The following is a 12,338-nucleotide window of genomic DNA, read 5'->3' on the forward strand; positions in this document are numbered from 1 at the left end:
CTGTCCCCTTACTCGATGATGTCGCCGCGCAGGACGAAGCGGCAGTAGGCGACGGTGGAGACGAAGCCGACCATCGCGATCAGCATCGACGCCTCGAAATAGACCGCAGTCCCGCGCCAGATGCCGTACAGCACCATCAGGGCGATGGCGTTGATCACCATGGTGTCGAGCGCAAGGATCCGGTCCGCCGAGTCCGGGCCGGTCACGATGCGCCAGAGGTTCAGAAGCAGGGCAAGGCCGAAGCAGCCGAAGGCGAAGAACAGGGCGTAGGTGATCATGGGAAAATCTCCTTCAGGCGGCGTTCGTAGCGGTGCTTGATCTCGTCGCGGGTGCCTTCGGGGTCGTCCGTGTGCAGGCAGTGCACGAGGATATTCGACCCGTCCGCCGCCAGCACGGCCGACACGGTGCCGGGTGTCATCGTGATGGTGCCCGCGAGCACGGTGATCGCCTCGGGCGAGGTGAGGTCCAGCGGCACGCAGACCCAGCGCGAGCGGATGTTCTCGTTGCGCTTGAACAGGATGATCGAGGCGACGACGACATTGGCGACGACGATGTCCCACAGCACGACCAGACCGTATTCGATCACCTTCAGGGGCCGCCTGATCTTGGGGCGGTTGGGCCAGTAGGGAGCGGTCAGGACGGGTACGATGATGCCGATCACGGTGCCAAGGATCAGGTTGCCCAGCGTGACCTTGTTGACCAGCATCAGCCAGACGATCACCAGCGCGAGGCTGACCAGCGGGTGCGGGAAGATCCGTTTCAGAAGCATCAGTGGCTCTCCCCTTCGGCGGTGTCGGCGTCGGTGTCGGCCTCTGCGTCATAGCCGCCGTCCTCGTCATGGTCGGACAGGTCCTTGGTCTCGCCCTGGTTCACCAGCACCTGCTCGATATAGGGCGTGGGGTCGTGCAACTCGTCCACCGTGGCCTCGAGATAGCGCGAGACGGGACCGGCGAAGATCGTCAGCGCCGCCAGCAGGCCAAGCGCCGCGAAGGTCGGGAACAGGGCGGCGGGGCCGGAGGGCGTGATGTCGGCGGGCAGGGCGTCGTGCGCTTCGGCGGGTTTCACCTCGGCCGCGGTGGATTTCCAGAACAGCAGGCTGCCCGCGCGCGCGAAGCCCACGATGGTCAGCAGCGAGCCGCCCAGAACCGCGACCCAGGCCCAGGCCATGTGCGGGTGGGTGGCGAGCGCGTCCAGCACCAGCAGCTTGCCGAGGAAGCCCGACAGCGGCGGCATCCCGGCCATGCCGATGGCGGCCGCGAAGAACAGCGCCGCGAACAGCCCGTTCTGGACCGTGGGCGGCGCGGCCTTCAACAGGTCGCCCGAATTGCGGTGGGTGATCACCAGGTCGGCCAGCAGGAACAGCGCCGCCGCCGCGAAGGTCGAATGCAGCAGGTAGTACAGCGCGGCCAGCCCCGCCTCGGGGGTGAAGGCCGAGATCGCCAGCATCAGCGTGCCCATCGAGCCCAGCACCGAGAACGAGATCAGCTGCATCAGCCGCTTCGCGCCCAGCACGCCGAACGCGCCGATGAAGGTGGTGATCACCGCCGCCGGGAACAGCCAGTCGCCCGGCAGCCCGTCAAGCGCCGGGGTATCCGGCCCGAAGACGACCGTGTGGATGCGGATGATCGAGTAGGCGCCGACCTTGGTCATGATCGCGAACAGCGCGGCAACCGGGGCGGGGGCGTTCGCGTAGGTTCCGGGCAGCCAGAACTGCACCGGGAACAGCGCCGCCTTGATCGCGAAGACGATCATCAGAAGCATCGCCGCGACACGGATCAGGCCCGCGTCCTCGGGCGGGATCTCTTGCACCTTCACCGCAAGGTCCGCGATGTTCAGCGTACCGGTCACGGCATACAGCGTGCCAAGCGCGAACAGGAACAGCGTCGAGCCCGCGAGGTTCATCACCACGTATTGCAGCCCGGCCTGCAGCCGCTTCTTGCCGCCCGAGTGGATCATCATGCCGTAAGAGGCGATCAGCAGGACTTCGAAGAACACGAACAGGTTGAAGGCGTCGCCGGTCAGGAAGGCGCCGTTGATGCCCATAAGCTGGAACTGGAACAATGCGTGGAAGTGCCAGCCCCGGGCGTCCCAGCCGGTGGCGATGGCGTGCATCTGGGTCAGCAGCGCCAGCACCGAGGTCACCAGCAGCATCATTGCCGACAGCCGGTCCAGCACCAGCACGATGCCGAAGGGGGCGGGCCAGTCGCCAAGGCGGTAGACATGCACCGTGCCGTCTGCGGCGAGCAGCACCAGCGCGAAGGAGATTGCGGTCAGGAAGACCGTCGCCGACAGTGAGAAGACGCGCGACAGCAGCATGTCGTAGCGCATGACATAGGCCACGATGGGCGCGATCATGGCCGGCAGGATGATCGGAGCGATGATCCAGTGGTTCATTCGGACTGCTCCGCGGGCTGGGTCGTCGTGTCGTGGTCGTCGGTCATGTCGATCTTGTCGTCCGCGGATTCGAGGAACGCTCCCAGCGCGACCATCACCAGCACCGCCGTCATCCCGAACGAGATCACGATGGCGGTCAGCACCAGCGCCTGCGGCAGCGGGTCGGTGTAGGAGGCGTCGCCATAGGGCTGAAGCACGGGCGGCATGTTCACCGCGATGCGCCCGGTCGAGAACAGGAACACGTTCACCGCGTAGGACAGGAACGAGATCCCGAGGATCACCGGAAACGCCCGCAGGCGAAGGATGAGGTAGACACCGGCGGCGGTCAGGACCCCGACCGCGCTTGCAACGAGGATTTCCATGTCAGCGCTCCTCTTTCGCGTCGGGGGTGGTGTCGTTGTCGCCCAGAATGGCCTGCGACGGGTCGTAGTCCATCGGCTCGACGTTGACCGTCTCGCCCGCGTAGCGCGCGATGCGCGACAGCGAGTAGAGCATCAGCATCACCGCGCCCAGCACGCACAGGAACACGCCAAGGTCGAACAGCATGGCGGTGGCCAATTCGAACTCTTCGATCGGGGGCAGGTGGACATAGCCGAAGGCGCTGGTCAGGAAGGGCTTGCCCGCCAGCCAAGCGCCCATGCCGGTCAGACCGGCGATCACGACGCCCGAGCCGATCATGGAATGGTACTCGATCCGCTGGCGGTTCTGGGTCCATGCGAAGCCCGAGGCCATGTATTGCATCAACAAGGCGATCGAGGCGACAAGGCCCGCGACGAAGCCGCCGCCGGGCTGGTTGTGGCCGCGCAGGAAGATGAAGATCGCGACCACGACGGCGATGGGCATCATGACGCGGGTGGCGATCACCATCATCAGCGGGTGCCGGTCGCGCGACCGGTCCTGGCTGAAGTCCATGTTCCGCAGGCGGCGTGAGGCGGGACCGTTCAGCAGCGCCTCCATCAGCGCGTAGATGGTCAGGCCGGCGATGCCCAGCACGATGATCTCGCCGAAGGTGTCGTAGCCCCGGAAGTCCACGAGGATCACGTTCACCACGTTGGTGCCGCCGCCGCCCTTGTACGAGTTGGCGAGGTGATAATCCGAGATGGTCGAGAAATCGCGGGTCAGGAAGGCGAAGGTAAGCGCCGCGACGCCGCCGCCGGCACAGAGCGCGATGGCGCCGTCGAGCATCCGCTTGCCCATGCCGCTTTCGTCCGGCGAGTGCTTGGGCAGGAAGTGCAGCGCCAGAAGCAGCAGCAGGATCGTGACCGTCTCGACCGTGATCTGCGTCAGGGCGAGGTCGGGGGCGGACATGTAGACGAAGCCGGTCGAGATCGCGAGACCGACGATGCTGATCAGCACCAGCGCGCGGAAGCGATGGCGGTGCATGACGACGACATAGGCGGTGGCGCAGATCAGAAGGAACCAGCCCACGGCCAGCACCGGCGGCACCGGAAGGATCTCGCGGGTGGCCGGGGCCATGCCGCCGCCGCGCCATGCGAGATAGCCCAAAAGCACGGTCGAGGCCGCGAAGATCGCAAGATAACGGCTGATCGCGCCGTTGTGGGTCGCGTCGGTAAAACGGCGGGTGGCCGTCACGCAGGCGGCGATGAAGGCGTCGAAGATCGCCTTGGCCTCGGGGCGCGGGCTGGCGATCCACAGCCGGTCGAGCGGGCGATGCATCGCCAGCAGAACCGCGCCTCCGGCGACGGCAATGATCGACATGAACAGCGCGGGCGTGATGCCGTGCCACAGCTTGAGGTGGACGTCGGGCAGGTCTCCGCCCGTGACGGCCCCGGCGGCAAGCATCACCATCGGTTCGGCGACCCATGGCAGAACGCCGATCACCACGACCAGCACCACCAGAAGCGCGGGCGAGGCCCACATGCCTGCGGGCGGATCGTGCGGCTTGTGCGGATAGTCGTCGCGGACCGGGCCGCCGAAGACGTGGAAGATGAAGCGCAGCGAATAGGCCACCGACAGCAGCGCGCCGAAGGTTGCAAGCCCCGGCACGATCCAGTCGTTGCCCAGCCAGTAGGTGTGCGAGGCTTCCTCGAGCATCATCTCTTTCGACAGGAAGCCGTTGAACAGCGGGATGCCCGCCATCGACAGCGCGGCGACGGTGCCGATCAGGGCGGTCACCGGCATCAGCTTCGCCAGTCCGCCCAGCCGCTTGATGTCGCGGGTGTGGGCCTCGTGGTCGACGATGCCAGCGGTCATGAACAGCGCGGCCTTGAAGGTCAGGTGGTTGATGATGTGGAACACGGCGGCGATGGCGGCCATCGGCGTTCCGAAGCCCAGCAGCATCGTCAGCAGGCCAAGGTGCGACACCGTGGAGAAGGCCAGCAGCGCCTTCAGGTCGTCCTTGAACAGCGCGATCAGCGCGCCGATCACCATGGTGATCAGGCCGACCGAGGCGACGATGTAGAACCACGCGTCGGTGCCCGCCAGCGCGGGCCACATGCGGGCCATCAGGAAGACGCCCGCCTTCACCATCGTGGCCGAATGCAGGTAGGCCGACACCGGCGTCGGAGCGGCCATCGCGTGCGGCAGCCAGAAGTGGAACGGGAACTGCGCCGACTTGGTGAACGCGCCCAGCAGGATCAGGATCAAAGCGGGCATGTACCAGTCCGACGCCTTGATCAGGTCTCCGGCGGCAAGGATGTCGGTCAGGTTGTAGCTGCCCACGATGTTGCCGAGGATCAGCATCCCGCCGATCATCGCCAGCCCGCCCGCGCCGGTCACGGTCAGCGCCATGCGTGCGCCCTGTCGGCCTTCGGGAAGGTGCTTCCAGTAGCCGATCAGCAGGAAGGACGACAGAGAGGTCAGTTCCCAGAAGATCAGCAAAAGCAGGATGTTGTCGGATACGACGATGCCCAGCATCGCGCCCTGAAACAGCAGGAGATAGGTATAGAACTGTCCCATCGGGTCGTCGCCCGACAGGTAGAACCGGGCGTAAAGGATGATCAGCAGCCCGACGCCAAGGATCATCGCGGCGAACAGCAGCCCCAGCCCGTCGAGGAAGAAGGACGCCGACAGCCCAAGCGCGGGCAGCCATTCGATCTGCGCCTGCACGACCTCGCCACGGAACACGGCGGGGGCCATGAGCCCAAGGAACACCAGCGCAAGGATCGTGGGAACCGCGGTGAATGTCGCACAGGCATTGCGGCCCGCGCGGATCATCAGCCCCGGGACCAGCGCCCCGAGAAAGGGCAGGATCGCCATGATCGGAAGCAATGCACTGTCCATGCGCGTGAAGGTCCCCTCTGTCTTTTTATCTCCGTCGCGGATTGTGTGCCCGCGATCCCCCCGAATGCGCGCCAACGCCCCGGAGACATATCGTTTTTATCAGCACGAATCCGAGAGTCAGGCCCTTTTCGGTCCAGATAACGCGGATGTTGGGTGACGCAACGTATTTGCCGCTTGCCAAGCGCGGTTCAGACCTCTGGCGCGCCCTTCGCGGCACCGGACAGTTGCGCCGCGGTCACATCCGCCGATACGCCCCACAGGAAAGCGGCAAGGATACCCGCCAGCCCCGCCGCCACCGTCTGCAGGAAGACCATCCCGAGGATGACGATCACCACTCCGTTCAGGACGCTGCGCAGCAGATAGATGCTCCACAGCCGCCACCACAGGCGGTCGGGGTCGTTGCGGTGCCGCTTGGCGGACAGCGTGACCTCGCGGGTCGCGGTCGTTCCGGCGTTGTCGACCTTGACGTTGGCCGTGACGGTGCCTCCGTGCGGCAGCGACAGGACCGGGCTGGTGCCCGACCCGATGGCGATGCCGTCGAGGAACCACTCGGCATGGGACAGGCTGCCGACGGGCGTGCGAAGCGACCAGACATCGGGATAGTCGGGATAGACGGTTTCGGGCGGAACGATCTCGACCTTGGGCGCGGGGCCATCGGCGGCCAGCCGGGCCTTGCCGTCATGTTCGGCAATCGCTTTCGCCAGCGCCTCCTCGGCGGCGGAGATCGCGGCCTCGATGCCCTCGGCGGTCGCGTCGCCGGTCCGGTTGTCGGTCGCCAGCGCCAGCCGCAACAGCGCCGCGTCGACCGCCGCGCTGAAGGCCGGATCGTCGCGCAGCCGCCGTTCGCCCAGCATGCGGCGTCGCAGGCGGGCGGCGGCGGCCTGCGCCTCGATCAGCGGCAGGCGGCGGCCTATCTTGGCGCGATAGACGGTGCCGAAGAAGACGCCGAAGATCAGCGCCGCAAGGTGGACGCCCCACCAGACGCGCACCACCAGCCGGACCGGGATGGACACCGCCGCCGCCGAACCGAAGCCGGGCGCGATGTCGAGCGTGCCGTTATAGGTGCCGAACCCGGCGGGCGCGGCGGCGGCATCCAGCGTGAACACGGCGCTGCCGCCGGGGCCGATCACCTGCGTGTCGGTGGCGAAGGTCAGCGCGCCGGTGCGTGTGGCGTCGGTGTCCTCGGTCACGCGCACCACATAGTCGGCGGCGGGCAGCGACGCGGGGGCGAGGTTTCCGGTTTCGGTCAGGCTCAGCCCGCTGAAACGCGGTGCTTCGATCTCGCCGCCCATCAGGCTGGCGGCGCGGTCGACCGTCAAAACCAGAGCCGCCGGAGCGCGCAGGGTGGCGGCGGGGCGGGTCACCTGCAAACTCAACGACTGACAGTCAAGCGGCGTGTCGCCCGCCTGCGCCGGGCAGGGACCGGTTCCGGTCAGCCGGGCCTGCACCGTCATCGTGTAGGTGCCGGGAGAAAGGGTGCCTATGCCGGTGGGCGTCAGGCGCAACGCGGGGCCATCGACGAAATCGAGCGCGAAGGCGTCGGCGGTGCGGGTGCCGTCGGACAGGGTGCCGGTCAGCGTGTAGTCGAGCCGCGCGGGATCGACGCCCTCCGCCGGGAACAGGTCGAAGACGACCGGCAGCGCCGAGCCGTCCGGGGCGAAACCGATCCGCCGCGCGCCGTCCGCCACGCCGCTGAGCAGCGCGTTGCCCCGCGTGGGCTCTGGCATCGGCACCGTCAGCGAGAAGGTCATGACGGCGCAGTCCGTCTCGCAGACCGCCGGGAAGGGCGGCCCGGTCGCGTCGCTGCCGCAAATGTCGGTCTCGTCCGGATCGGCGGACCAGACCGCGAGTTTCAGCGACAGGACGCCCGCCGGAAACCGCAGCCCGCCTGGAGACAGGCGCAGGCGCCAGGACCGGCTGTCGGTCGGCTCTTCGAGGCATGCGCCGAAACGGCCCGGGTCGATCTCGGCCCCGTCGAGGGTGGCGTGGATCACGTCGACGCGGGTGCCGTCCACGGTGTCGAGGAACACCGGAAACGTCGCGGGCCCGAGTTGCGCGGCGGGAAGCCGCGCCTCTGGCCCGCCGACGAACTCCAGCGCCTGCGCCGGGATGGCGCACAGCAGGAGAAGGGCCAGCCACCGGATCATGTCGCCTCTGGCCAGCGGCGGTGGTCTGTCAGGCGAATGGTGGTGAAGACCTGCCGGGTGTCGATGCGCAGCGCGGCACGGTCAAGCAGGGCGAGGGCGTCGGTCACCTCGGGGTCAGTGCGGTCCGCCGCCTCGGCCCGTCCGCGCAACAGGCGCAGCCCGTCGACCAGCAGGCGGAACACGCCGGCATAGACCGGCAGACCGCCTTGGCATGCCGCCAGCAGGTCGTCGCGGGCGGTGTCGGGCACGCCGGGCGCTTCCAGCAGCGCAAGCCACGCGTGCAACACCGCCCCATCGGGCAGCCACGGGTTCCAGGCCTGAAGGTTGCCGACCCAGTCATCCCAATGCGCGCCAGAGAACAGTGCGGCGGTGTCCTCGCTGCGCTGCGTACTCCAGCGCAGGGCGTTGACCAGCACCAGCGCCCCTGCGGCGGCGGCGAAGGGGTTGGAAACCTTGGAATACAGCCGGTCCTGCGCGGTGCGCAGAAGCGCGGTGGTGGCGCGGCTGTCCCCGGCGCGAAGGTAGGCCAGCAGCGCGGCGACATCCGGGTCGCGGGGCATCAGGTCGACGAAGGACGCCGAGGGCGTGGCGCGGTCGAACGTCACCAGCAGATCGGCCAGCCCGCCGCTCGACACCCGCCGCCACGGCAGCGGCAGCGGGCAAAGCCATGCGGCCAGCCCGTCGTGCAGAACACCATAGGCGCGCGGCGTCGAGTCCGGGCGCTGGGTCAGCGGATGCGGCGTGTGCGGAGACAGGACGAGGGCGGATATCGGGCCGTCGTCGTAGCGGTCCACGCCAGAGCCGAAGCCGATCACATCGGGGGGCGTGCCTTCCAGCCGCCCGGCCAGTGCATCGGCCGGGGTGTCGGGCGTGGGGCGGTCCCGCAGCAGCGCATCCAGCGCGGGCCAGATCGGCGCGTCGTCCACGCGCTCGAACCACCACATCTCGGCATCCGGTAAAGGTGCTGGCTGCGGGGCCGCGTCCAACTGGGCAAGGGCGTCGACGGCTTCGACGCTTTGCGCCGCACCCGCCGCCGATCTGACGCGCTCGGCCATCTGCGCCGGCAGCATCACGGTTTCCGTCTGGACCGAGGGCGCCACCGATCCGGCGCCCTCTAGCACCAGTGGCAGGAGGTCGGGCAGCAGGCTGTCCAGCAGCACGCGGGCCGCCCCGGCGATATCGTAGCGTCCCAGCGTCGGGCGCAGCGCCTTCGCGGACTGGGCAAGCCAGTCGAGGTCGCGGTCGGTCAGCCCGGCCACCTGAAGGATGTTGTTGATCCCGCGCGCGCGCAGGGCGGACTCCAGCTTGTCGCCGATGCCGGGGACGCGGCCGATGTCGTCCAGCGCGGGCACGCCCATTTCTTCGCCGATCCGCACCGTTCCGGTCATCTCCAACGGGACCGGCGCGACTGCCTCTTCCGGTCCGCCAGCGGTGATCGGCGCATCGCCCGGTTCCGACGAGATGGGCCGAAGGTCTTGCGCGCCAAGGCTGGAGGTGGCCGGCGGCGCGGTCTCCATCGCCGGTTCGCGCGTCCGCTTTCCGGCGGGGACGACGCCGGAATAGCTTTGGTACTGAAGCCACTCGTGCGGCGAGTTGATCGCGTCGAAGGTCACGCGCGGGACGTCGCCCGCCGAGACTTTGACCGCGCGGGTCTGGACGCTGCCATCCGGGAACCGCGCCTGCACCACGTACTGCCCCGGCGCGACCTTGACCCGAGCGGGCGCGCCGGTGCCGAAGGGAACGGGCACGTCATGCGCCTCGGTCCCGCCGTCGCCCAGCGGCGTGACATCGGCCAGCGCACCGCCAAGCGCGATGCCCTCTCCATCCAGCGTGCCGCCCACGATGAGTTCGAGTTGCGCCATCAGGTCACCTCGATCCGTTCCGAGCCGTTCGGCGGGTGAACGATCACATCGTCAAGCGGCGTGTCGTGGAAGGCGGCGGGCGGGTCGAACCGCGCCGAGATGCTGTAGACCCCGGCTTCGAGGTCCAGCAGGTAGGTTTCTTCGCTTTCCGGCTCGCGAAGGGGCATCGGCTGGCCGCCGTTGGTGCCCATCGGCTGCACCAGCAGCCGCACCACGCGGTTGGCGGCGCCCGGCATACAGCCCACGTCCACCGGGACCATCGGCTTGGCGCCGGGGCCGGGAACCTTCAGCGTCATCGTGACCTCGTTGTCCTGCTCGATGGCGCTGGAGAAATTGCGGAATTCGTCCATCACCCGCATGATCTGGTGCTGGATCGCCAGCTTCAGCAGCGAACTGCACACCACCCAGCGCCCGCCCACCTTGCGCCAAGCGCCGCCGCGGAACGCGCGGGGCAGCGCTTCGGCGAAGGGCGAGGGGCGGTTGGTCAGGCCCCACGCCCGCTTGCCCGCCAGCGCCGAGCGGAACACCGGGGCCGATTGCTGCGCCAGCACGCCATCGTTGCGGAAGACCGGGTCGCCCTTGTCGTCGCCGTGGAACAGGTTTTCGGACGCGACGCGGCAGGCGTCGAGGAAATAGACCTGACGCCGCGCGGTGCATTTCGCCATGCCCTGATGCAACTGGGTGAAGTCGATCGCGTGGCGGAACGGGTTGAACGGATCGGCGCCGAAATCCGAGGCCAGAAGCGTGTGCTGAAGCCCGGCCTCGATGCCGTGGCCGCAGAAGTAGAACAGCATTAGGTTGTCGGCGTGCGCGTCGCCGCGCTGCCGCCAGCCGTGCAGCGCGGCGCGGATACCGTCCATCGTGGCGTCCGGCACCGGGCGGTCGGGGATCAGCATGTGGTGGAACCGGGCGGGCCCCGGCTGTTCGGCGATCACAAGGCTCAGCGACCGCAGCGGGTGCTCCGGGTCGCCGTGGTAGGTGTCGAGCACCCAGTTCGCGATCCGCCGGGCGGAATGCGGCGGCGAACTCAGCTGCTCCAGATCCTCGCCCCCGGTGTCGAACAGGTCGCCCGCGCCGTCCGGGAAGTGGCGGTAATGGCCGCAGCCGATGACCACGGCATGAACGCCGGGCTGGTCGGGCGTATCGTCCTGAAAGATCAGCGCCGGGTCGGCCATGGCGTTATCGCTTCGCGTATTCCGATGCGTAGGCTTCGGCGATGGTGGCGATGTCGCCGTCGCTTAGCCCGTCACGCTGGCCGATGGGGTCGCCGTTCCGCGTGGTGATCGTGGGTTCGCCGTTCTTCGAGAAGAAATGCGTCCCGTAGTGCATGATCGAAGCGGTGTCGTAGGCGCCCATATCCTCGCCGTCGTGGATATGCTGTTCGAAGTTGTGCTCCATGTTCGCGATGACGTTTTCGAGGTGGACGGTGATGTGGCAGTCCCGGTCCGAGCGGCATTGCTCGTGCCACAGCCCGATGGCGTGGCCGATCTCGTGGATGGTGTTGCCGGTGGTGCAGTTGGGGCCAAGCTGCACGATCTGCTCGCCGCCGATGCGCCCGACATGGGCGGCGCAGCCCGCGCCGGGAACGAAAGAGACGAAATCGGTCTCGTCGGTGCGCTCGGTGAACAGGATGTCGGTGTGGTGGGTCCAGTGGGCGATGGCGTCGTGGACCCGGTCCTTGTCGGCCAGTGCGTCGTCGATGCGGTAGGGCACGATCCCCTTGGGCCAGCGGTTGCGCGGCAGGACGATGATGCCGAGGGGCTCCACCTGGTTCAGCAGGTCAACGCCGCCGTTGTCTTCGACCTCGGCTTTCAGTTTCTCCATCTCGGCCACCGGGCCCAGCAGGATACATCCTTCGAACACCGCCTGTCCGCCGACCACGGCATAGGTGACTTCCCTGAAGTTGAACCCATCTACGCCGCTCAGCCCTCGGACATAGCCTGTGCGGATCGAGTCCGATCCCAGCAGACCTGCGGGGTCCGCATCCGCGTCATGAATAGCCATTGCTCAAATCCGTGCGTCTGTAAATGACGCTACGTTAACATACTCAACCTATGATTTAAAGCGGTGATAGGTCGAGCGTCAGGGGTGCGCCTTCTCGGGTAAGCGGAACCGAGGCCTTCGTAACCAGATCGCCGGGTGCCAGCGACCCGTCTGCCGCCCGGACCACACGCGCGGCGATGGTGATGCGGCCGTGGTCGGGCAGGCGGCATTCCAGACGGAACGGCAGGTCGGGGCCGTCCCCGGCGGACAGGGTCTGCCGGTGGCGGCAAAGCGGCGTGGCGGGTGCGTCCGACAGTGCCGTGTCCTGAACGGTGACGATCAGGACCGCCGCTTTCGACAAGGGCGCCGGTATCCGGGCGATGCCGGTGACGATGCGCGGGCGGTCGATCATTGCATTGCCGCGCCGTCCGGGGCGGGAGCGCGACAGGGGGCGCAGGGCGAATCGAGACCGGGAACAGGCATGGCCGCAGTCTAGTGTCGGGTCAGTCATCAGGGGAACGGGGCTGTCGTTCGGCGGCGTGGCGGGCAAGGACTTCGGGGCCGGGCTGGCAGCGGGTTCGGTGCGTCGCTCCGCCTGTGTCCCCGGCCGAGGCCGCTGCGCCGGATCGCATTGAAAAACAAGGATTGGCCGGAGGTGTCTTGGGGGTGCTCGGCCCGGCGATTTGCCACTTCCTTCTCGGCTTATGAG

General features: G+C 67.9%; 10 protein-coding genes. All 10 read right to left on the bottom strand.

Annotation, left to right across the window (positions count from 1 at the left end):
- Positions 1 to 8: 8 nt before the first annotated feature.
- The 10 genes from ACP156_RS02780 to ACP156_RS02825 all read right to left on the bottom strand — a co-directional run bounded on the left by ACP156_RS02780 (position 9) and on the right by ACP156_RS02825 (position 12,041).
- Complete coding sequence (locus ACP156_RS02780) at positions 9 to 278, bottom strand: K+/H+ antiporter subunit F (protein ID WP_425049762.1); 270 nt, start codon at positions 276 to 278, stop codon at positions 9 to 11.
- On the bottom strand, positions 275 to 769 hold the full coding sequence (locus ACP156_RS02785) for a Na+/H+ antiporter subunit E (protein ID WP_425049763.1): 495 nt from the start codon (positions 767 to 769) through the stop codon (positions 275 to 277). The genes ACP156_RS02780 and ACP156_RS02785 overlap by 4 nt, the downstream gene beginning before the upstream one ends.
- Positions 769 to 2,394, bottom strand: coding sequence for a monovalent cation/H+ antiporter subunit D (locus ACP156_RS02790; protein ID WP_425049764.1), 1,626 nt, complete (start codon positions 2,392 to 2,394; stop codon positions 769 to 771). Before ACP156_RS02790 ends, ACP156_RS02785 begins: the two co-directional genes overlap by 1 nt.
- Positions 2,391 to 2,756 (bottom strand): Na+/H+ antiporter subunit C, encoded by a 366-nt coding sequence (locus ACP156_RS02795; RefSeq protein ID WP_425049765.1) that lies wholly within the window; start codon positions 2,754 to 2,756, stop codon positions 2,391 to 2,393. The genes ACP156_RS02790 and ACP156_RS02795 overlap by 4 nt, the downstream gene beginning before the upstream one ends.
- Position 2,757: 1 nt before the next feature.
- Positions 2,758 to 5,637, bottom strand: a complete 2,880-nt coding sequence (locus ACP156_RS02800; RefSeq protein ID WP_425049766.1) for a monovalent cation/H+ antiporter subunit A — start codon at positions 5,635 to 5,637, stop codon at positions 2,758 to 2,760.
- Positions 5,638 to 5,825: 188 nt separating this feature from the next.
- On the bottom strand, positions 5,826 to 7,784 hold the full coding sequence (locus ACP156_RS02805; protein WP_425049767.1) for a hypothetical protein: 1,959 nt from the start codon (positions 7,782 to 7,784) through the stop codon (positions 5,826 to 5,828).
- Entirely contained in the window at positions 7,781 to 9,646 is a 1,866-nt protein-coding gene (locus tag ACP156_RS02810) for a hypothetical protein (RefSeq protein ID WP_425049768.1), read from the bottom strand. Before ACP156_RS02810 ends, ACP156_RS02805 begins: the two co-directional genes overlap by 4 nt.
- Positions 9,646 to 10,821, bottom strand: coding sequence for a caspase family protein (locus tag ACP156_RS02815; RefSeq protein ID WP_425049769.1), 1,176 nt, complete (start codon positions 10,819 to 10,821; stop codon positions 9,646 to 9,648). Before ACP156_RS02815 ends, ACP156_RS02810 begins: the two co-directional genes overlap by 1 nt.
- Positions 10,822 to 10,825: 4 nt before the next feature.
- Positions 10,826 to 11,650 (bottom strand): M12 family metallopeptidase, encoded by an 825-nt coding sequence (locus ACP156_RS02820; protein ID WP_425049771.1) that lies wholly within the window; start codon positions 11,648 to 11,650, stop codon positions 10,826 to 10,828.
- 55 nt (positions 11,651 to 11,705) lie between these two features.
- A complete protein-coding gene (locus tag ACP156_RS02825) occupies positions 11,706 to 12,041 on the bottom strand; it encodes a hypothetical protein (protein WP_425049772.1) in 336 nt (111 codons plus the stop codon).
- Positions 12,042 to 12,338 lie beyond the last annotated feature (297 nt).

Source organism: Psychromarinibacter sp. S121 (assembly GCF_049801035.1).
Taxonomy (GTDB): Bacteria; Pseudomonadota; Alphaproteobacteria; order Rhodobacterales; family Rhodobacteraceae; genus Psychromarinibacter.